18 protein-coding genes and 1 other RNA gene are annotated in these 21,102 nt (G+C 64.4%); 3 read left to right on the forward strand and 16 right to left on the reverse strand.

The window, feature by feature from the left end:
• Positions 1 to 543: 543 nt before the first annotated feature.
• Both pgeF and HV770_RS01080 read right to left on the reverse strand, forming a co-directional pair.
• Positions 544 to 1,407: a peptidoglycan editing factor PgeF gene (gene pgeF, locus HV770_RS01075; RefSeq protein ID WP_175157709.1), complete on the reverse strand. Its 864-nt coding sequence runs from the start codon at positions 1,405 to 1,407 to the stop codon at positions 544 to 546.
• Positions 1,404 to 2,672 (reverse strand): RluA family pseudouridine synthase, encoded by a 1,269-nt coding sequence (locus tag HV770_RS01080; protein WP_175157710.1) that lies wholly within the window; start codon positions 2,670 to 2,672, stop codon positions 1,404 to 1,406. Before HV770_RS01080 ends, pgeF begins: the two co-directional genes overlap by 4 nt.
• A gap of 38 nt (positions 2,673 to 2,710) precedes the next feature.
• Here HV770_RS01080 and HV770_RS01085 point away from each other — a divergent pair, with 38 nt between their 5' ends.
• Positions 2,711 to 3,571: an outer membrane protein assembly factor BamD gene (locus HV770_RS01085; RefSeq protein ID WP_168668490.1), complete on the forward strand. Its 861-nt coding sequence runs from the start codon at positions 2,711 to 2,713 to the stop codon at positions 3,569 to 3,571.
• A gap of 131 nt (positions 3,572 to 3,702) precedes the next feature.
• On the opposite strand, the gene rlmD is transcribed toward HV770_RS01085, so the two are convergent.
• From rlmD to surE, 6 genes are all read right to left on the reverse strand, one after another.
• On the reverse strand, positions 3,703 to 5,127 hold the full coding sequence (gene rlmD / locus HV770_RS01090) for a 23S rRNA (uracil(1939)-C(5))-methyltransferase RlmD (protein ID WP_175157711.1): 1,425 nt from the start codon (positions 5,125 to 5,127) through the stop codon (positions 3,703 to 3,705).
• 159 nt (positions 5,128 to 5,286) lie between these two features.
• Complete coding sequence (locus HV770_RS01095; protein WP_121318359.1) at positions 5,287 to 6,063, reverse strand: 3'-5' exonuclease; 777 nt, start codon at positions 6,061 to 6,063, stop codon at positions 5,287 to 5,289.
• 4 nt (positions 6,064 to 6,067) lie between these two features.
• On the reverse strand, positions 6,068 to 7,150 hold the full coding sequence (gene rpoS / locus HV770_RS01100) for an RNA polymerase sigma factor RpoS (RefSeq protein WP_168668478.1): 1,083 nt from the start codon (positions 7,148 to 7,150) through the stop codon (positions 6,068 to 6,070).
• A gap of 11 nt (positions 7,151 to 7,161) precedes the next feature.
• Positions 7,162 to 8,088, reverse strand: a complete 927-nt coding sequence (locus HV770_RS01105; RefSeq protein ID WP_175157712.1) for a peptidoglycan DD-metalloendopeptidase family protein — start codon at positions 8,086 to 8,088, stop codon at positions 7,162 to 7,164.
• Between the two features lie 5 nt (positions 8,089 to 8,093).
• On the reverse strand, positions 8,094 to 9,194 hold the full coding sequence (locus HV770_RS01110) for a protein-L-isoaspartate(D-aspartate) O-methyltransferase (RefSeq protein WP_175157713.1): 1,101 nt from the start codon (positions 9,192 to 9,194) through the stop codon (positions 8,094 to 8,096).
• Entirely contained in the window at positions 9,191 to 9,949 is a 759-nt protein-coding gene (gene surE / locus HV770_RS01115; protein WP_121319457.1) for a 5'/3'-nucleotidase SurE, read from the reverse strand. The genes HV770_RS01110 and surE overlap by 4 nt, the downstream gene beginning before the upstream one ends.
• A gap of 220 nt (positions 9,950 to 10,169) precedes the next feature.
• Here surE and HV770_RS01120 point away from each other — a divergent pair, with 220 nt between their 5' ends.
• A complete protein-coding gene (locus HV770_RS01120) occupies positions 10,170 to 11,144 on the forward strand; it encodes an NADPH:quinone oxidoreductase family protein (RefSeq protein WP_175157714.1) in 975 nt (324 codons plus the stop codon).
• A 117-nt stretch (positions 11,145 to 11,261) separates the two neighbouring features.
• Here the strand turns inward: HV770_RS01120 and HV770_RS01125 are convergent, their stop codons facing one another.
• From HV770_RS01125 to ffs, 8 genes are all read right to left on the reverse strand, one after another.
• Positions 11,262 to 12,086: an ABC transporter permease gene (locus HV770_RS01125; protein WP_175157715.1), complete on the reverse strand. Its 825-nt coding sequence runs from the start codon at positions 12,084 to 12,086 to the stop codon at positions 11,262 to 11,264.
• A gap of 84 nt (positions 12,087 to 12,170) precedes the next feature.
• Positions 12,171 to 12,983 carry an ABC transporter ATP-binding protein gene (locus tag HV770_RS01130; protein WP_175157716.1) on the reverse strand — a complete coding sequence of 271 codons (813 nt, stop codon included), beginning with the start codon at positions 12,981 to 12,983 and terminating at the stop codon, positions 12,171 to 12,173.
• Positions 12,984 to 13,134: 151 nt separating this feature from the next.
• Positions 13,135 to 14,172, reverse strand: a complete 1,038-nt coding sequence (locus HV770_RS01135) for an ABC transporter substrate-binding protein (RefSeq protein ID WP_175157717.1) — start codon at positions 14,170 to 14,172, stop codon at positions 13,135 to 13,137.
• Between the two features lie 192 nt (positions 14,173 to 14,364).
• Positions 14,365 to 15,618 (reverse strand): CaiB/BaiF CoA transferase family protein, encoded by a 1,254-nt coding sequence (locus HV770_RS01140; protein ID WP_175157718.1) that lies wholly within the window; start codon positions 15,616 to 15,618, stop codon positions 14,365 to 14,367.
• 134 nt (positions 15,619 to 15,752) lie between these two features.
• The gene (recR, locus tag HV770_RS01145; protein WP_121318375.1) at positions 15,753 to 16,349 is read right to left on the reverse strand and encodes a recombination mediator RecR; all 597 of its coding nucleotides are present in this window, start codon (positions 16,347 to 16,349) and stop codon (positions 15,753 to 15,755) included.
• A 304-nt stretch (positions 16,350 to 16,653) separates the two neighbouring features.
• Positions 16,654 to 16,980: a YbaB/EbfC family nucleoid-associated protein gene (locus tag HV770_RS01150; RefSeq protein WP_007182071.1), complete on the reverse strand. Its 327-nt coding sequence runs from the start codon at positions 16,978 to 16,980 to the stop codon at positions 16,654 to 16,656.
• Between the two features lie 67 nt (positions 16,981 to 17,047).
• Positions 17,048 to 19,795: a DNA polymerase III subunit gamma/tau gene (dnaX, locus tag HV770_RS01155; RefSeq protein ID WP_175157719.1), complete on the reverse strand. Its 2,748-nt coding sequence runs from the start codon at positions 19,793 to 19,795 to the stop codon at positions 17,048 to 17,050.
• A gap of 240 nt (positions 19,796 to 20,035) precedes the next feature.
• Positions 20,036 to 20,134: signal recognition particle sRNA small type (gene ffs / locus HV770_RS01160), an RNA gene on the reverse strand.
• 444 nt (positions 20,135 to 20,578) lie between these two features.
• Here ffs and trxA point away from each other — a divergent pair.
• A complete protein-coding gene (gene trxA / locus HV770_RS01165; RefSeq protein ID WP_006048864.1) occupies positions 20,579 to 20,905 on the forward strand; it encodes a thioredoxin TrxA in 327 nt (108 codons plus the stop codon).
• The last annotated feature ends 197 nt before the right edge of the window (positions 20,906 to 21,102 follow it).

The following is a 21,102-nucleotide window of genomic DNA, read 5'->3' on the forward strand; positions in this document are numbered from 1 at the left end:
ATGAGAAGCTGCCATACCTGCTTTTGACCGGTAAGTCCTTGCGGACGGGTTGAGAGGCAGGTTCGTGCGCACGTGAGCGATTGCTCGCGACCTCGTCACGCCCTGTCCCATGTACGAGGAGCTCGTGAGGAACATTCTTGCTCCCCATCGCAAGGCATGTCAATGCTTGTTCCCGATTTTGCCGCAGTGCGATAGTTTTTTAATTATCGTTTTCCCTGTGTAGCAGATCGCGCTTTTTGAAGTCTGGTGATTGGAGAGGGCCGCGAACGAAAAAAGCTCCCAAATTGCACGGGCTTATGTGCATTTATCCGTTCGCAGGCAGACACTTTATGCGACAGATCTACGCCACCCGCGCGAATTCCGGCAGCGCAGCAAAAATGCGCCGCGCGGCTCGGCACAAACCCGCATACGCGAGTCCGCGAAACGCGTGGCCCAGCCCACGGGCGCTCGCCAATGCAGCTCACCCGCATGACGACGGATCGGTGTACGAAGCGTCTCCATGCGGGCGTGGATTTGTCTGAATCGCGAGCGGCGCAAGCCGCATTAGTCCGCGAGGGTCTGCGCCTCGTCGTCCAGCCAGATCAGCGCGGCCATACGGCCGGTCTCCCGATCGCGGCGATACGAATAGAAGCGCTCACGTTCGGTCACCGTGCAGAGATCGCCACCGACGACGCGCGTCACGCCCAGCGTCTGCAGACGCAAGCGCGCCAGCACCGGGAGATTCGCGAGATATTTGCCCGGATTGCGCGGGTGCTCGACGAATGCGTTCGCCGTGGCGTCGCGCTGTGCGCCGTCGACACCGTTCATGAAGGCGTCACGCACGTCGGGGCCGACTTCGAACGCGCCGGGACCGATCGACGGCCCGAGATACGCATGCAGTGCGTGCGTTTCGACACCGGCGAGTTGCGCGACACGCTGCGCGGTCTGCTCGACAATACCCGCCGCGAGCCCGCGCCAACCCGCATGCGCCGCACCGACCGCGCGGCCCGCTGCGTCGCACATCAGCACCGGCATGCAGTCGGCCACCATCACCACGCACACGGTGCCGGGGCGATCGGTGACGCTCGCATCGGCGCGCGTCGGCGTGCCGTCCGCCCGCGCCTGGGCGAGCACATCTTCAGCTCGCACGATGCTAGCGCCGTGAATCTGTTCGAGCCAAGCGGCCTCGCTCACGCCCGCGAGATCGAGCAGCCGCTTGCGGTTCAGCGCGACCGCGGCCGGATCGTCACCGGCTTTCGTGCCGAGATTGAGGCCGCCGGGCTGGTCTGCGCCATTGCGCCAGCGGCCGAACGGCGGCTGACTCACCCCGCCGTCGCGCGTCGTGACGAGCGCGCGCACGCGCGGCGACACGTTCCATGCCGGTTGCACGGCATCGGCAAAGCTCAGCTCCGGCAGATTCGGGCTCATGCGTGATCGTCCTTGTCGTGATCGTCTGCGTCTTCGGCGTCGTCGTGATCGAGGGCGGCGTCTTCGTCATCATCCAGCGATGCGTCGTAGTCGTCCTCCTCATAGTACGTCTCGTCGAACTCGCCCGCGTCGTCGCGCCCCAGCCCGAGCGCCGCCGACAGCGCCTCCATGTCTTCCGGAACGTCGGCGCGCCATTGCATCGTGCGGCCGGTTTGCGGATGAATCAGCCCGAGCCGCCAGGCATGCAGCGCCTGGCGCGCGAAGCCGTCGGGTAGCGGCGTGACCGAGCGCTTGCCGCGCGCGCGTCCGTACACCGGATCGCCGAGCAGCGGATGGCCGATGTGCGCGCAATGCACGCGAATCTGATGGGTGCGCCCGGTTTCGAGGTCGCAGTGAATCGCGGTGACCGGCTGACGCTGCCAGATCGCCGAATCGACCCGGCGGAAATGCGTGCGTGCGGGCTTGCCCGACGCGCTCGTCACCACCGCCATGCGCGTGCGTTCGCGCGGATCGCGGCCGATCGGCGCGTCGATCGTGCCCTCTTCCGGCATGTTGCCCCACACCAGCGCGAGATAGCGGCGCTTCACCGTGCGCGCCTGCAACTGGCGCACGAGGTCGGTCTGCGCTTCGAGCGTGCGCGCCACCACCATCAGGCCGGAGGTCTCCTTGTCGAGCCGGTGCACGATGCCCGCGCGCGGCAGGCCAGCGGCGGCGTCGCCGTAGCGGTACAGCAGACCGTTCAGCATGGTGCCGCTCCAGTTGCCCGCCGCCGGATGCACGACCATGCCGGCCGGCTTGTTGATCACCACCAGCGTGTCGTCTTCGTAGACGATGTCGAGCGGCACCGGCTCGGGCGTGAAGGCCAGCTGCTCGGGCAGCAGATCGGGCACGAGCTCGATGGTCGCGCCGAGCGGCACCGGCTGACGGATCTTCGCCGGCTTGCCGTCGATGCGCACGCGCTCCCCTTCGATCCAGCTTTGCAACCGGTTGCGCGAGAATTCGGGAAACACCCGCGCAAGCACCTTGTCGAGGCGCTCGCCGGCCAGTTCGTCGGGCACGACGACGCTGCGCGGGCTCTCGTCGGCGACGCGGCTCGCTACGGTCGGCACCATGGCCGGCGCGCCCGCTGCCGCGAGCGCGTCGCTGCCGAGATCGTCGTCGAGGGAATCGACGCCCAACGCGTCGGAGGGGTCAGCGCTTACGCTATAATCTTTGTTGCTATTCCCGGCGCCGGTTGCGGCGCCTGGAGTATTTGAGCGGGTCATTGAGTCTGGGTCACCTGGACGTAAAGCTAGACTGGAAAATGCGAGCCTTGAACACCATCACTGAAGCGGCGATCAATTTGGCGGCCATCAAGAAGGCGGCCCGGAAAGTGGCCGGATACATTGCGTGTGCCGCAGCCGTCGTCGCCGTTGCGGCTTGCCACGGCCTGCCGGAGAAGACCGACGAAACGGCAACGTGGAACAACAACAAATTATATACGGAGGCGAACGACGCCTTGTCCGGTGGTGATTTCGGCAAGTGCGCGAAATACTTCGAAATGCTCGAAGGCCGTGACCCGTTCGGCCATTTCGCCCAGCAGGCGCAGATCAACGTCGCGTACTGCAACTGGAAAGACAACGAAAACGCCGCCGCCGACACGGCGATCGACCGCTTCATCCAGCTGCACCCGGATCATCCGGACATCGCTTACGCGTATTACCTGAAGGGCATGATCCACTTCAACGACGACCTCGGTCTGTTCGGCCGCTTCTCCGGCCAGGACATGAGCGAGCGCGATCCGAAGTCGCTGCGCGAGTCGTACGACGCGTTCAAGGTGGTGGTCGACCGGTTCCCGAACAGCAAGTATGCGCCGGATGCCGCGCAACGCATGCGCTACATCGTGAATGCGTTGGCCTCGCACGAGGTTCACGCGGCGGATTACTACTATCGCCGTGGCGCGTATGTCGCAGCGATCAACCGCGCGCAACTGGCGCTGCGGGAGTACAAGAACGCACCGGCTATCGAAGATGCGCTGCACATCATGATGCTGTCGTATCAGAAACTGAATCAGCCGCAACTGGCCGACGATACCAAACGTGTGCTGGCCGGCACCTTCCCCGACAGCCCGTACATCACGGGCCACGCACGGCCGGGTACGCAGAAGTCGTGGTGGCAGTTCTAACGCGCGCCACGCACTGAACCCCAGCTGGAAATAAAAACGCCACGACTCCGGTCGTGGCGTTTTTACTTGTGCGAGCCGCCTGCCTCGTTTCCGAACAGGCGGCCGATAACGGCCGTGACCGTAAGCGGCGCTCACTCCCGCTCGAACAACGCGATCGATTCCACGTGCGACGTGTGCGGGAACATATTCACTACGCCCGCGCCGACCAGCCGATAACCGGCCTCATGCACGAGCAGGCCCGAATCGCGCGCCAGCGTCGCCGGCGCGCACGACACGTAGACGATGCGTTTCGGCAGTGGCCCGTTGCCGCTCTGCGCGATTTCCACCAGCGCCTTGGCGACGGCGAGCGCGCCTTCACGCGGCGGGTCGATAAGGAATTTGTCGAAATGACCAAGCGCGCGCAGGTCGTCGGCGGTGACTTCGAACAGATTGCGGCACGCGAACGACGTATGCCCCGCCACACCATTGAGCTCAGCGTTGGCGAGCGCCCGCGTGGTCAATACTTCGCTGCCCTCGATGCCCACCACTTCCTTCGCGACACGCGCAAGCGGCAGCGTGAAGTTGCCGATCCCGCAGAACAGGTCGAGCACGCGATCGCTGCGCGCCGGCGCCAACAGACGCAAGGCCCGGCTGACCAGCACGCGGTTGATCGCGTGATTCACCTGGGTGAAGTCGGTCGGCTTGAATGGCATGCGGATGTCGTATTCCGGCAGCGTGTAGTCGAGTTGCACGTCGAGCGGATAGAGCGGCGTGACCGTGTCCGGGCCGCCCGGCTGGAGCCAGAACTGGACCTTGTGCTCGTCGGCGAAATCGCGCAGCACCTGTTCGTCGGCGGCGGTGATCGGTTCGAGGTTGCGCACCACCAGCGCCGTGACCGACGAGCCCACCGCCAGTTCGAGTTGCGGCATGCGGTCATAGATCGACAGCTTGCGAACCATGAAACGCAGCGGCATCAGCATCGCCGAGACATGCGGCGGCAGCACTTCGCAGGTCTTCATGTCGGCGATGTAGCTGCTCTTCTTCTCGTGGAAGCCGATGCGCATCCCGCCCTTCTCCGGCAGAAAACGCACGGCGAGGCGCGCGCGATAGCGATACCCCCAGGCCGGCCCGTGAATCGGCCGGAACACCGTTTCGGGGCGCAGCTTGGCCAGATGCTGCAGGTTATCTTCGAGCACGCGCTGCTTGACCGCGACCTGCGCGCGGATATCCAGATGCTGCATCGAGCAGCCGCCGCAGACATCGAAGTAGGTGCACTTCGGCTTGGTGCGGATCACGCTCTCGCGGAACACCTGAACGACCTCGGCTTGCTCGAATTTCGGCTTGCTGCGATGCGTCGAGTAGCTGACGCGTTCGCCGGGCAAAGCGCCTTCGACGAAAATCACCTTGCCGGGCGTGCCGTCTTCGCTCTCGGTGCGGCCGACGCCGCGCGCCTCCATATCGAGCGAAACGATTTCGATGACCGGTTCATTGCCGGTGATGACGGGCGCTGGCGCCGGCGCCTTCTGGTATTTCGAGGCGCGCTTCGGCGAGCGACGATGGGGAGCAGTTCGGGACACCTGCGACTTCCTGACAGACTTGGGGAAAGGCGAGATTGTAGACGAAGCGCTGCCGTAGCCGGCCACGCTCGCCATTCACCTTTGGATCGTCAACCGCGGCGGCGGCCGGCGAACCGGCGCGGCCGCGTCGGCCGGTCCTGGCTGCCGGGCAGTGCGACACTATTGCTCGAACGCCGCCAGATACTCGGCCCATTGCGGCGCGACTTCCAGCGCCAGCGCGTTCTTGACCAGATTGATCTCATCAGCATACTCCGCCGCCGAAAACGCGCCGCGGATCAGTTGGAACCGGCAATACAGCAGATACGTATTGACGACGTCGGTCTCGCAGTAATTACGGATTTCCTCGACGCGGCCATCCTGATAAGCGTGCCACACCTGGCTGCCGTCCATGCCCATCTTGCCGGGGAAGCCGCACATCTTGGCTAGCGCGTCGAGCGGCGCGTTGGCGCGCGCCTGGTACATCGCGAGCACGTCCATCAGATCCGTATGACGCGCGTGATAGCGGCTGATGTAGTTGTTCCACTTGAACTCGCGGTCGTCCTCGCCGAGATCCCAGAAGCGGCTGGCGGGAATGCCGTTGACCAATGCCCGATAGTTCAGCACTGGCAGGTCGAATCCGCCACCGTTCCACGACACGAGCTGTGGCGTGTACTTCTCGATCACGCGATAGAACGACTGGATCAGCGCCGCCTCGCCATCTTCCAGCGTGCCGAGCGAGCGCACGCGGAAACCGTTGTTGTCGCGGAACACGCAGGAAATCGCGGCGATCCGCTGCAGATGATGCGGCAGGAAATCGCTACCGGTCTTTTCACGGCGCGCGGCGAACGCGTGCTCGGCCACTTCGGCGTCGCTCAGGGTGGGAGGCAAATCTTCGAGGCGGCGAATGCCGGCGACATCGGGAATCGTCTCGATGTCGAAAACAAGAATCGGAGTCATCAGGTTATAGAACGGCGTCCTTCCGAACACCGTTGGAGGCGAAGAAGCGCTTCAGACGCACGAGCGCTTCCTGTTGGATCTGACGCACACGCTCGCGCGTGAGGCCCATTTCGTCGGCCAGTTCTTCGAGCGTGGCGGGTTCGATGTGATTGAGTCCGAAGCGGCGCTCGATCACATGACGATGCTTGTCCGACAGGCGTGCGAGCCATGCGCGCGTGAGTGTTTCCAGCTCGCGATGTTGCACTTCGGCATCCGGCGACTGGCTCTGGTCGTCGGACAGCAGATCGAGCAGGCTGCTCGCCGGATCGAGATCGAGCGGCGCATCCAGCGAAGCCGTGTGCTCGTTCAGCGCGAGAATGTCGGTGACTTCGTCGGTCGTCTTGCCGGTCAGATAGGCGATGTCGTCGATGCTGGCATCGCGGCGCTCGGCGGCTTCCCCGGAATTCATCGAATTTTTTTCCAGATGGCGCTTCGCGCGCAACACCTGGTTGAGCTCACGAATCACGTGCACCGGCAAGCGTACGGTGCGCGCCTGGTTCATGATCGCGCGCTCGATGCTTTGACGAATCCACCAGGTCGCATAAGTCGAAAAGCGGAAGCCGCGCGTCGGATCGAATTTTTCGATCGCGTGCATCAGGCCGAGGTTGCCCTCTTCGATCAGATCGAGCAAGGGCACACCGCGATTCAGATAACCCTTCGCGATACTGACGACCAGCCGCAGATTACGCTCGATCATCACCTGCCGCGCATCGAACTCGCCCGCCTTGGCAAGACGCGAATATTTCTGCTCCTCTTCGACCGTGAGAAGCGGCTTCACGCTGATGCGATTCAGATAATGCTGGATGGTGTCGGCCGTCAGCTCGGCTTGCAGCAGCGCACGGAAATCGTCCGCATCCGGCGCGGCTTCGCTCGCACCTTCACGGGCGTCGCCTGCTTCGTCAGCGCCGCTCTGACGCTCATCGAGATCGCGTTCTTCCGCGATCTCTTCTTCCACTTCCGAAGCGCCGCTTTCGTCCACCGCAGCAGACGTGGCTTGGCTGATCGTTTCAGACTCGGCTTGCGGCGGGCGGCGCTTCGATTTCGGCATGGTCGTATCGCTTATTGCGGCGGCAAATACTTCAGTGGGTCGACAGGTTTACCCTGACGGCGAACTTCGAAATGCAACATCACGCGGTCGGAATCGCTATTGCCCATCTCAGCGATCTTCTGCCCCTTCGTCACCGCGTCTCCCTCTTTTACCATCAAAGCGCGGTTGTGTGCATACGCGGTGAGATAAGTTGCGTCATGCTTGATGATAATGAGATTGCCGTAACCACGCAGCCCATTTCCGGCATAGACCACGCGGCCATCCGCGGAAGCTTTCACTGGGTCGCCTGCGGCACCACCGATATTGACACCTTTGTTGGTCGAATCGTTGAACGTGCCGAGGAGCGGACCACGCACCGGCCACGCGAACGCGACGTTGCCGGAAGCGCCGTTGGCCGACTCGCTGGCCGGGTTCGGATTGGCCGGCGGGCTCACGGCCGGATTGTTCGCCGTCGCGCCGTACAGCGGCGGCACGGCGGCGCCGGCTGCGGCGCCCGTCGATGCACCGCCGAGCGGCGCACTCTGCACCGCGCCAGTGCCGCCGATCGGCGCGGTCGCGACACCCGGCGTCAGCCCGGCCGTATTCGCACCCGGGGGCACGACGCGCAACAGTTGATCAACCTCGATCTGATTCGGGTTGGTCAGATTGTTCCACGTCGAAATATCGCGGTAGTTCTGGCCGTTCTCCAACGCAATCCGGTACAGCGTGTCGCCCGGCTTCACGCGGTAGTAACCGGGCGGCGGCGGGCCGAGCGGCACCGCCGGCTGCGCGGCCTGGGTGCCGAGCACGCCGCCGGAGCGGTCGACGACAGGCGCCTGATCGAGCCGGGAAGCACAAGCCGTCATCAACAGGGATAAGGCGAGCACGCACACGCTACGCTGGGTTACGGTCATGGGGGCATTCAGGCTGGTTCTTTGCATCGCGCGCAACATACTCATCGGTGTCAAATCACTCCGGATTTTAAGGGTACAAAGAAAACGCGATCAAGCCGCGACTCGCGCCATTGCGCAGGCCCGAGGCGCTCGACCAGCGTCAGCACCTGGTTCTGGCCGTCCTGCGAGCCGACCGGCGCAACCAGACGGCCGCCGATCGCGAGTTGTTCAAGCAAGGCCTGCGGCACGTCGAGTCCGGCCGCGGCGATCACGATCGCATCGAACGGCGCCGCCGACGGCAACCCGAGCCGCCCGTCGCCGTAATGCAACCGTATGTTCGGAATGCGCAACGGCCGCAGATTCGTCTTCGCGCGCTCGGACAGCGGCTTGATGCGTTCGATCGAATACACTTCGCGCGCGACCTGGCTTAGCACCGCGGCCTGATAACCGCAGCCCGTGCCGATTTCGAGCACGTTGGTCAACGCGCGGCCGGCCGCGGCCAGTTCGATCATTCGCGCGACCACCGAGGGCTTGGAGATCGTCTGGTGATGACCGATCGGCAACGCCGCATCTTCGTACGCCTGGGCCGCGAGGCCCGGGTCGACGAACATGTGGCGCGGCACCACCGACATCGCGTTCAGCACGCGCTGATCGGTCACGCCGTTCGCACGCAGGCGTTCGACCATCCGTTCGCGGACCCGTTCCGAAGTCAGCGCCAATGCGCCGCTCAACGCGACGTTCGGCGCCGTCATGCGTTCGTTGGTGCGGGCGGCAGGTTTGGCGGGCGGTGCGGATTTCAGCGCGGTGCGCGCAGTCGGGCTCGGCGTATGCGCGGCCTTGCCATGTGTGGTCAGTATTGCGGGCTTGGCCGACGGTTTGATCGATGACGACAGCAATGTCGACGGCGCGGCCTGCGGCTTCGGCTGCGTAATGGCTGCCGATTGGCTCGGCGCTCTCGCTTGCGGCACGGCTTGAGCCTTGGGCTGAAGCGCGCTCGGCGCTTTGCCCGGCGTTCTCGCTTGGGGCTTCGCCGGCTGCTGACGCGCATTCAGCGCCGCGCTCGCGGCGAGCACGGCGGCGCGCACTTCGCCCGGGCGCCCTTCGGGCCGGCGCGGTTCGCGCACCAGGTCCTCGAGGCCGAGCGGAAAGCGCTTGGCGCGCTCGCTCGTCATGAAGCGCCGCTGCCGGCGCGCGCCCAGTCGCGCGCCGCGGGCAGCATTTGCGTGTGGGTCAGGTCGAGCTGCAGAGGCGTGATCGACACACGGCCGTTGACGACCGCGTGGAAATCGGTGCCTTCGCTAGCGTCACGCGCACTGCCCGACGGACCGATCCAGTAGATCGGCTCGCCGCGCGGGTTGGTCTGGCGGATCACCGGCTGCGATGGATGGCGCTTGCCGAGACGCGTGATACGCCAACCGTCGAGCTGGTCGTAAGGCAGGTTCGGAATGTTGACGTTCAGCAATGGATGTCCGGGCAGCGGTTGCTCGAGATAATGCTTGACGATGTCGGCCGCGACACGGGCGGCGTCTTCGAGGTGCACCCAGTCCTTGTCGACGAGCGAGAACGCGATGGCCGGCACGCCGAACATGATGCCTTCGGTGGCGGCCGCGACCGTGCCCGAATAGAGCGTGTCTTCGCCCATGTTCTGGCCGTTGTTGATGCCCGACACCACCAGATCCGGCGTATGGTCGAGCATGCCCGTCAACGCGATGTGCACCGAGTCGGTGGGCGTGCCGTTCACGTAGTAGAAGCCATTGGCCGAGCGCAGGACCGAGAGCGGCCGCGACAACGTCAACGAATTCGACGCGCCGCTGCAATTCTGTTCGGGGGCCATCACGGTGACGTCCGCAATCGGCTTGAGCGCTTCGTAAAGCGCGGCAAGGCCCGGCGCCAGGTAACCGTCGTCATTGCTGAGTAGGATTCGCATGCGGCGATTGTAACCGAGGAAAGATGGCACGCGAACGACACGGCGGCTACGCGCGCGCCGTTTGCGACGCGTGCATGCAACGTTTGCGGCGAATGATCCAGGAGCGTTCGTCGCCGATGCACCGCACGATAAAAACGCACGGTCGTGCTGATTGTTTTACACTCGGACTGCTTGCGAAAGTTTGCTGATGTTTGCGAACCCTGATCGAAATGGAGACACGATGCGCGCGATTCGCTGTAATCAATACGGGCCGCCGGAGAGCCTGGTCGTCGACGACCTGCCGGACCTCTTGCCGCCACCCGGCCACGTCGTGATCGACGTCAAAGCCGCAGCCGTCAACTTCCCCGACGTGCTGATCATTGAAAACAAATACCAGTTCAAACCACCCTTGCCCTTCACGCCCGGCTCGGAAGTCGCGGGCGTCGTGCGTGCGGTCGGTGAAGGCGTGACGCAGTTCAAGCCCGGCTCGCGTGTGGTCGCGTACACCGGTTCGGGCGGCTTCGCCGAACAGGCGCTGGCGCCGGCCGCGGGCTGCGTGCCGCTCGCGGAGGGCGTGGAGTTCGACGTGGCCGCGGCGTTCACGCTTGCGTACGGCACCTCGCATCACGCGGTCGTCGACCGCGGCGCGTTGCAGGCCGGCGAAACGATGCTGGTGCTGGGCGCGGCAGGCGGCGTCGGGTTGGCGGCCGTCGAGATCGGCAAGGCGCTCGGCGCGCGCGTGATCGCAGCGGCGTCGAGCGACGAGAAGCTCGCCACCTGCGTCAAACACGGCGCGGACGCGACCATCAACTACAGCACCGAAGATCTGCGTGAGCGCATCAAGGCGCTCACCGACGGCAAAGGCCCGGACGTGATCTACGATCCGGTCGGCGGTGTGTATGCTGAACCGGCGTTTCGCAGCATAGGCTGGCGCGGGCGCTATCTGGTGGTCGGTTTCGCGAACGGCGAAATTCCGAAATTGCCGCTCAATCTGACGCTGCTCAAGGGCGCGAGCGTGGTTGGTGTCTTCTGGGGTGATTTCGCAAAGCGCGAGCCGCAGCGCAATCACGCCGCGTTCGAGCAGATGACCGGCTGGATCCGCGAAGGCAAGCTCAAGCCGTACGTGTCCGCCCGCTATTCGCTCGATGACACCGGCCGCGCATTGCGCGATATGGCCGAGCGTCGCGTGATCGGGAAGGTAGTGATTACGCCTTGAGTGAGGGCGCGTTTGATCGATGGCAAAGCGATGCCTGATCGAGCGAGCGGCAAACGGAAACGGCGTGCGGTTTAAAACCGCACGCCGTTTTTTATCGGGCGCCCACGCCGGCAGCGACTAGAGTTTCTCGGTGTCGCCGGTCTTCGGCTGCCACTTCATCAGGCGCCGCTCGCCTATGCCGACTATTGCGTCGAGCACCAGTGCGAACGCGGTCAACACCAGAATCCCTGCGAACACAGTATTGATATCGAAGGTGCCTTCGGCTTGCAGAATCAGATAGCCGACGCCGCGCGCCGAACCGAGATACTCGCCCACTACGGAGCCGACGAACGCGAGGCCGACCGACGTATGCAAGCTGGAAAACACCCAGCTCATCGCGCTCGGCAAATAGACGAAGCGCAGCAGCTGCTTGCGGTTCGCGCCGAGCATGCGCGCGTTCGCGAGCACGACCGGGCTGACTTCCTTCACGCCCTGGTAGACGTTGAAGAAGACGATAAAAAACACCAGCGTCACCCCCAACGCCACCTTCGACCAGATGCCCAAACCGAACCACACGCCGAAGATCGGCGCGAGAATCACGCGCGGCATCGAGTTGGCGGCTTTCACGTACGGATCGAACAACGCGCTCGCGAGCGGCGCGAGCGCGAGCCACAGACCGACGCCGAGTCCGAGCGCGGTACCGAGCACGAACGCGAGCACGGTCTCGACCAGCGTGATCCATAGATGCAGATAGATCTCGCCGCCCGTAAACCACTCCCAGATCCGCTGCAACACCTTCTGCGGCTCGCCGAAGAAGAACGCGGCCTTGTCAGGATCGTCGAAATAGAACGCCGGCAGCAGCGTCGGGCTGGTCAGCACGTACCAGAGCACGAAGCACAGCACGAGCAGCAGCCATTGCCAGATCACCAGATTCGCCCGCCTCGGGCGTAACGTCTTCCACATGACTCGGTTTGCCTTGGACGATTGGAACAACACGCTGGGTGAGGCGCGCATACGCGCGCGGCACAGCGCCAGACGACACGCGCGTTAAACCGCGCTGAGTTGCTGCTGATACCCCTTGAGCACCTCATCACGCAGCACGCTCCAGATCTGCGCATGGAGCTCGACGAAACGCGGATGCGCACGAATTTCCGCGACGTCGCGCGGACGCGGCAAATCGATCGTAAATTCGCCGATTGGGTGCGTGCCCGGCCCCGCCGACAACACCACCACGCGATCGGACATCGCAATCGCCTCGTCGAGATCGTGGGTGATGAACAACACCGCCTTGCGTTTCGCGGCCCACAGGTCGAGCAGTTCGTTTTCCATCAACTGGCGCGTCTGGATATCGAGCGCGGAAAACGGCTCGTCCATCAGGATGATGTCCGGATCCAGAATCAGCGTCTGCGCCATCGCGACGCGCTTGCGCATGCCGCCCGAGAGTTGATGCGGATAACGGTCGCCGAAGCCGCCGAGACCGACGCGCTTTAACCACTCGTCGGCTTTGGCGCGCGCTTGCGGCGCCGGCACGCCTTGAAACGAAAGGCCGGCCATCACGTTGTCGATTGCCGCCCGCCACGGCATCAACGCGTCGGCCTGGAACATGTAGCCGGCGCGCCGGTTGATGCCGTCGAGCGGCTCGCCGAACACGCTGACCGAACCCGAGGACGGCGTCAGCAAGCCCGCGCCGACGTTCAGCAACGTGGATTTACCGCACCCGGTCGGACCGACCACCGAGACGAACTCGCCCGGCGCGATGCGCAACGTGGTGTCCTTGACTGCCGTGTAGCGCTGCGCGCGGTTGTCGCGCGCGGCGAACGTGCAGGTGATGTTGTCGAGCGCCAGAGCGGCTACGGTCATCGTTCGGCTCGCTTGTTCGAAGATCGGTTTGGATGAGAGGAGGTGTCGTAGCGGCGACATCAAATCGCGTTGCGCCCGGAGCGGCGCGAACGAGGCGGACCCACCCAACGCCTCGTCTGCCCTGCCTCGCGCGCGCCTGCCCGAGCAAGCTTTACACCTTGACCGTGCTCAGCGCTTTTTTCACGAAGTCGTTGGTCCAGGCCTTCGACAGATCGATCGGCTTGCCTTGCATATTCGGATCGAACGCCTGCAAGGTCTTCAGCGACGTCGCGGGACCGTCGGCGGGCATCAGGCCGTCGGGCGACATCGCTTCCTTCACATGCTGCCACGCGTCCAGATACACGGCACGATCACCAAGCAGATAGCCTTCAGGCACCGTGTTGATCAGCTCGCTGCCGGTCGATGCCTGCAGCCACTTGAGCGCGCGCACCATCGCGTTGGTAAGCGCCTGCGTCGTGTTCGGATTCTTCGTAATGAAGCTCTGCGACGCGTACAGGCAGCCCGCCGGCATGTTGCCGCCGAACACGCTGCGCGTATCGGCGAGCGTGCGCGTGTCGGACACGACGCGGATCTCGCCGGTGCGCTCGAGCTTGGTCATGACCGGATCGAGATTGGCAATCGCATCGATCTGCCCCGACTGCAGCGCGGCGATCGCCCCGGCGCCCGCCCCCACGCCGATGAATGCGACATCCTTCGCGCTCAGCCCGGCCTTCGCGAGCACGAAGCTCGCCATGATCGAGGTCGAGGAACCCGGCGCCGTCACGCCGATCTTCTTGCCCTTGAGATCGGCAATGGATTTGTAGTTCGGCATCGTCTTCTTCGATACCGCCAGCACGATCTGCGGCGCGCGCCCCTGCAGCACGAATTCGCGGAACATCTGCTTCTGCGCCTGCAGCAGCAGCGTGTGTTCGAACGCGCCGGAGACCACGTCCGCGCTGCCGCCGACCGCGGCCTTCAATGCTTGCGAGCCGCCGGCGAAATCGGAAATCTCGACCTCGAGGCCTTCGTCCTTGAAGTAATTGCGACGCTCGGCAATCGTCAGCGGCAGGTAGTAGAACAGGTTCTTGCCGCCGACCGCGATCGCTACTTTGGTGGTTTCGGGTTTGCCTTGCGCGAAAGCGAGCGGCGAAGCTGCCAGCGTCGCGCCCGCGAGCGCGGCACTACCGGCGAGGAAGGTTCTGCGTTGCATGGTCTGTCGTCTCCGAACTTTTGTTGTGCGGCTTTTTTGAAGCTTTTTTTCGCGGCTGCTCGCGGTTGCCCTTCACCTGCTTTCGCAGCCACTTTCGCAGCCGTTTTTATCGCTGCCGTGTTTTCTTGCGCGGCGCTCTTGGGCGCCGCGTTCGTGTCCCGCGTCGCGCGACTGCTTGCGTCGCGCCAAGCTTCACACTATTTGTTGCGCATGCAGCCTTGCGATGTCGTCAGCATCATAACCTAGCGATTGCAGGACTTCATCGGTATGTTCACCCAGTTCGGGACCGAGCCAGCGCGTCTCGCCCGGTGTCGCCGACAGCTTCGGCGTGACCGACGGCAGCGTGATTTCCTTGCCGTCCTGCCACTTGAAGCGCTCGATCATCTGGCGTGCCATGAACTGCGGATCGGTGAACATATCCGCCACGCTATAGATGCGGCCAACCGGCACGTCGGCCGCGTTCAGCACCGCGAGCGCTTCGTCTATGGTGCGCGTGGCGAGCCACCCGGCGATCGCGCCGTCGATCTCCCGCGTGCGTGGCACGCGCCCGTCGTTATGCGCGAGCCCCGGATCGTTGGCGAGGTCCTCGCGTTCGATCGCCACCATCAGACGCTTGAAGATCGGATCGCTGTTACCGCCGATCACGATGCTGCCGTCGCGGCACGGATAGGTGTTCGACGGCACGATGCCCGGCAACGATGCGCCGGTACGCTCGCGCACCATGCCGTACACGCCATATTCGGGCACCACGCTTTCCATCATGTTGAAGACGGCCTCGTACAGCGCGACGTCGACGACCTGCCCTTTGCCGCCGTTGACCTGCTTGTGATGCAGCGCCATCAGCGCGCCGATCACGCCGTGCAGTGCGGCGATCGAATCGCCGATCGAAATGCCGATGCGCGGCGGCGGCAAATCCGGATACCCGGTGATATGCCGCAAGCCGCCCATCGATTCGGCGATCGCACCGAAGCCGGGCCGGTCACGATACGGGCCGGTCTGGCCATAGCCGGACAGACGCACCATCACGAGGCCGGGGTTGTCCGCGGACAGCACGTCGTAACCGAGTCCGAGTTTCTCCAGCAGACCCGGCCGGAAATTCTCGACGACGATGTCCGCTTCTTTCGCGAGGCGACGCACGATCTCCTTGCCCTCTTCGGCCTTCAGATTGATCGTGACGGACTTCTTGTTGCGCGCCTGCACGGCCCACCACAGCGAGGTGCCGCCGACTTCCGGATAGAGCTTGCGCCATTTGCGCAGCGGATCGCCGCCTCTAGGGTCTTCGATCTTGATCACGTCGGCGCCGAACTCGCCGAGAAAACGCGCGGCGAACGGGCCCGCGATCAGCGTGCCGAGTTCCAGCACCTTGACGCCGGCGAGCGGGCCGCGCGGTACCTGATTCTGGCCGTCATGTGTGGCGCTCGGGTCTGCTTCGGGGGTAGCGCTCATGTGTCTCCTTCGTTCTGGTCCTGAGCTGCGCGGTTTCAACGCGTGCGGTCATCACGGTACCGGGTGCGGCTGCGGCTCGCGCCCGATGCGGCGCCCCGCTGCGTGCTCAGCGCGACGCGCGGGCCACCGTCGTTTTACATCGAACGCCGGTCGAGCATCGCGCGGGCGATCGTGCCGGCGTCGACATACTCCAGCTCGCCGCCCACCGGCACACCGCGCGCGAGACGCGTGACGGCGAGACCACGCGCCTTGAGCGTCTGCCCGAGGTAGTGCGCAGTCGCTTCGCCTTCGTTGGTGAAATTGGTCGCGAGCACGACTTCCTTGACGACCCCATCCGACGCGCGCCTGACGAGCCGGTCGAAATGAATCTCCTTGGGGCCGATGCCGTCGAGCGGACTCAGCCGCCCCATCAGCACGAAATACAGCCCACGGTAGGTCATGGTCTGCTCGAGCATAATCTGGTCGGCAGGCGTTTCGACCACACACAGCAGCGTCGGATCGCGCTCCTCATCGAGGCAGACTTCGCAGATCTGCGCTTCCGTAAAGGTGTTGCACTTCTCGCAGTGCTTCAGATGCTCGGTCGCGAACAGCAACGAGCGGCCGAGCTTCTCGGCGCCCTCGCGATCGTGCTGCATCAGGTGATACGCCATGCGTTGCGCGGACTTCGGCCCGACTCCGGGCAGCGCGCGCAGCGCTTCGACGAGCGCCGACAAGGCGGAAGGTTGTTTCATGCGGATCGGCGTCGAAGTGGATGATGCCCGTGATAGGTGCGGGTAGCGATGCGGTGAATTCGGTCAGTCGTTGTTCGCCGGCGCGGTCATGGTCAGGAGGCCTGCGTCCCCGCATCTGACGGACGGTTCGAGCGACCCGGCGCACCGATGCGAATGGGCGGCGCATACGGGACGCGCGCTGCGTTCGGGCCGTTCGGTTCGCACCTTGCCTTCGCGCGTGCCGCTCGGCGCTGGCGGTCGACCTGCTACGTTCGCGACGCGGCGACAGCAGCCGCGGCGCTCACGTGCGTGGCGACCGTGTCGTTCAGAACGGCAGCTTGAAGCCCGGCGGCAGCGGCAGACCCGAGGTCATGCCGCCCATCTTTTCCTGGGCGGTGGCTTCGGCCTTGCGCACGGCGTCGTTGAACGCAGCCGCGACGAGGTCTTCCAGCATGTCCTTGTCGTCGGCGAGCAGGCTCGGGTCGATCGATACGCGGCGCACGTCGTTCTTGCAGGTCATCGTCACCTTCACGAGACCCGCGCCCGACTGCCCCTCGACTTCGATCAGCGCGAGTTGCTCCTGCATCTTCTTCATGTTTTCCTGCATCTGCTGGGCTTGCTTCATCAGCCCGGCGAGTTGGCCTTTCATCATGGACATGCTCCTTCTTGATAGCGTGAAATCTGGAAATCCGGTTCGCTACAGCGGAAAACGCGGCGAATCAGTGGGCCGGTGCCGCGCCGTTCCCGGCGGCGTCCGGTGTAATCGGGCGGATCGAGCCGGGCACGATGCTCGCGCCGAACTCGCGGATCAGCGACTGCACGAACGGATCGGCGCCGATCTCACGCTCCGCTTCCTGCTGACGCTGCGCGCGCATCGCGGCGTCGTGCGCGGCGGCGGTGCGGCGCGCCGCACCGACTTCGACCAGCACGTCGACCTGCCGGCCGAGCCTTTCCGCCAGCGCAGCCTTCAGTTTAGCGACCTGCGACGCTTCCGCGTACTGCGGCACCGGCACATTCAGTTTGAGCGTGCTGCCGTCGAGCGCCATCAGCTCACTGTTGAACGCGAGCTGATACGAAATGCCCTTGAGCGGCAGATCGGCGGCGAGCGCGGGCCAGTCGCCGTTGAAACCGAGCGGATCGAGCGGCACGGCGGCCGGCAGCGGCCGCGAGTCGAGCACCGGCGCTGCCGCGGCGGCGGCCGGCGCGTTCACGCGGACGTCATCGGGACCGCGGTCGAACACGGGCATGTAGTCGTCGTCGGGCGGCCCAAAATAGCCATCGTCCGATGCCGGGATCGGCATGTAATCGTCGGGCGGCATGTCATCCCACGGCGGCATCGACGAGCCGTTCTGCTCTGCGCCATTGCGCTGAGCCGGTGGCGCCGGCGCACCGGCGGCCGATGCGGCATCCTGCTGCGGCGCGCGGCGCGGCGCACCAGGCGTCGGCACCGGGACGACCACGCGCGGCGCTGCCGGCTTCGGCGTGCCCGGCGCTGCGGGCTGCGCAGCGGCCGCCGACGTGGCACGGCCACGGTCCGACGATACTTTCAGACCGGCACTGCGCAAGACGTCGAGTGCGGCGCTCGCGCCGCCGGCGCGGCGCGGCGCGGCATCGGCTGCGGGCGCTGCCCGCTCGTAGGGCTCTTGCCGTGCGGCTGCGGCCTGCTCCGTGCGTGCGAGCGCCGCAGTGGCCGGTGCGGTGAGCGCAGAGGCCGATGTTGGGTCGTTGAGAGCGGATGCGACGGGCGCTTCGTTTGAGGTCGCGTGGTCGAGGGTGACATTGGCTGCGGCGGCTGCGTTTGCGTTTGCGTTTGCGTCGTCGAAGCGAGCGTCTGTGGCGGGTGGATTGCCCCCCGCGTCAACGAGGTTCGCGTTTGCGGACCCCTCATTGGAATCCGTATCGCCCGGCGCGTCGTCCCATGGTGCCAGCGCGGGCGCTGCACTCGCAACAGTTGTTGCGGGCGTAGCGTTTGACGACGGAACCGCTTCCCCGACAGCCTTCATAGGCTCGGCGACGACTCCCGCTTCGGCATTCGGTGATTGCAGCGTCGCGGCGTCTTGCGCAGTATCTTCCGATGCCGACCGCGCGCTGATTGCATGAGTAGTTTGCTCCGCTGCGGCCGCCACGGATTCGGCCGCGGCACGTGACATCGGGCCGTTGTCCGCCATCGCGCTTCGAGCCTGTGAGCCACGAACCGCCGCACTGGCGCCTGGCGCTTCATGCGCATTCGCTGCCGCACTCGTCGGCATCGGCGCAGCCGCCACCGGCGAACCCGACAAGGCTCGCAAGGCCGACACCGTCGATGCCCCCGTGCGTTTGGCACCGCCCACACTCGCCGGGCCAGCCGCGCGCGCCCCACCTGCCGCACCACCGCCACCGGTAGGCGCAGGCTCGAACGCCAGCATCCGCAGCAGGGTCATCGTGAAGCCGGCGTACTCGTCCGGCGCGAGGCCCAGCTCGTTGCGCCCGATGGTCGCGATCTGATAGAACAATTGCACCTGCTCGGCGCTCAACGCGTCGGCAAAGCGGCGCAGATCGCCGGCCTCGGGCCACTCGTCCAGCACCGACGACGGCGCGAACTGCGCCCACGCGATCCGATGCAGCAAGCTCGCCAGATCCTGCAAGGCCGTCGAAAACGACAGGCTGCGTAATGCCATCTCGTCGGCGACCGCCAGCACCGCCGCGCCGTCGCCGTCCGCGAGCGCGTCGAGCAAGCGGATCAGATAGCTCTGGTCGAGCGCGCCGAGCATGCCGCGCACCGCCTCTTCATTCACCTGATTGGCGGAGTAGGCAATCGCCTGATCGGTCAGCGACAACGCATCGCGCATCGAACCATCGGCGGCACGCGCCAACAGGCGCAGCGCCTGGGCGTCGTACGGCACTTTCTCCTCGCCGAGAATGTGCTCGAGATGCGAGACGATATGACCCGCGGGCATCTGCTTGAGGTTGAACTGCAGACAGCGCGACAGCACCGTGACCGGAATTTTCTGCGGATCGGTGGTGGCGAGAATGAACTTGACGTGTGACGGCGGCTCTTCCAGCGTCTTCAGCATCGCGTTGAAGGCGTGGTTGGTGAGCATGTGCACTTCGTCGATCATGTAGACCTTGAAGCGCGCGTCGACCGGCGCATACACCGCACGCTCCAGCAGCGCCGCCATTTCGTCGACACCGCGATTGCTCGCCGCGTCCATCTCCACGTAATCGACAAAGCGCCCCTCGTCGATCTCACGGCATGCACGGCATACGCCGCACGGCGTGGAAGTCACACCGGTTTCGCAATTCAGCGCCTTGGCGAAGATACGCGACAGCGTGGTCTTGCCGACGCCGCGCGTGCCGGTGAACAGATAGGCATGGTGCAGACGGCCGCCGTCGAGCGCATGCGTGAGCGCGCGCACCACGTGCTCCTGTCCGACGAGCGACGCGAAATCCTTCGGCCGCCATTTGCGTGCGAGAACTTGATAGGTCATCCGGAAATTGTATCAGTAACGATGCCGCTCAAAACCAGCACATGAGGGCGTCCCCGCCGCTTCATTGAACCCGGCTACCGGACTGATAGAAAAAAATAGATGGAGCGCGCAAAAGACAACGGCGACATGACCGCACGCACGTTGAAATGGCGACGCTAAGGGTAAATCACGAGTTCGAAGAGGGTGCGGAGAAACCGCGAAGACACAAACAGAAGAAACAGACAATGCAAGAAAAAGGAAGGTGACGAGCCCGACCCTCGGCACTGGTGGAAAACGGCTGTGGCTGCTTCGTTCCCGACCTGACCAGGTTGACCATCCCTCCATGCGAGGAGGCCCGTCACGAAACATTCTATCACCGCTTGGCGCATCGCGCGACTGTTAATACGAGCAAAGCGACCTCGATGCGCGAATCAGGCTCTTCGCACCATATATAGCAGTCGCCCGGCGTGGGCGTCTGCGGAGGCACTTGAGTTCGGCGCGCCAGCCGCCAGATACAGTGCATCGCAGTGACTGGAACGTCGTGGCACTTCACCGGCAGCCGTTGGCCCCACTGCCCCTGATGAGTACTATCGCCCCCGGCAACGCATAGCGAATTAAGCTAAACTGCCGTACGGATGACCCGCATGCGCGTGCCTTCCGCGCATTCTAGGAGAAGGCATCATGTTTTTCCTGGCGTGTCGGCAAGGCTCCGCGTGCGGCAAAGCGAACAGAAGTTTCCTTAGGTTTTCACGTATCGTGGCGAGCAATTCAGGCGGGCCTCGAACCGATAGAGGTATTCATACAATGAGCGAACAAATCAAGCATATTAGCGACGCATCGTTCGAACAGGACGTCGTGAAATCCGACAAACCCGTGCTGCTCGATTTCTGGGCCGAATGGTGCGGTCCGTGCAAGATGATCGCGCCGATCCTCGACGAAGTCGCGAAGGATTACGCTGATCGCCTGCAAATCGCCAAGATCAATGTCGACGAGCATCAATCGACGCCGGTCAAGTTTGGCGTGCGCGGTATCCCCACGCTGATCCTGTTCAAGAACGGCGCTGTCGCCGCGCAGAAGGTCGGCGCATTGTCGAAGTCGCAACTCACCGCGTTCCTCGACGGCAATCTGTAAAGCAAGCGGCGCATAGCGGCGCGCCCGCAGTCCGCTTGACGGGCGAGCGCGTCGAGATGAGCGTGTTGTCAGCCGGCAACACGCTCGACAAGAAAGATGCCATCACGCCGCACTGGCGGAAATTGGCGTGTGCTATGCTAGAATCCGCAAAACGTCGAAAAGACGTGTAAGTCCTTGAGCGGTTCCGCTCACTCTCC

This window comes from Paraburkholderia fynbosensis (assembly GCF_902859935.1).
Lineage (GTDB): Bacteria > Pseudomonadota > Gammaproteobacteria > Burkholderiales > Burkholderiaceae > Paraburkholderia > Paraburkholderia fynbosensis.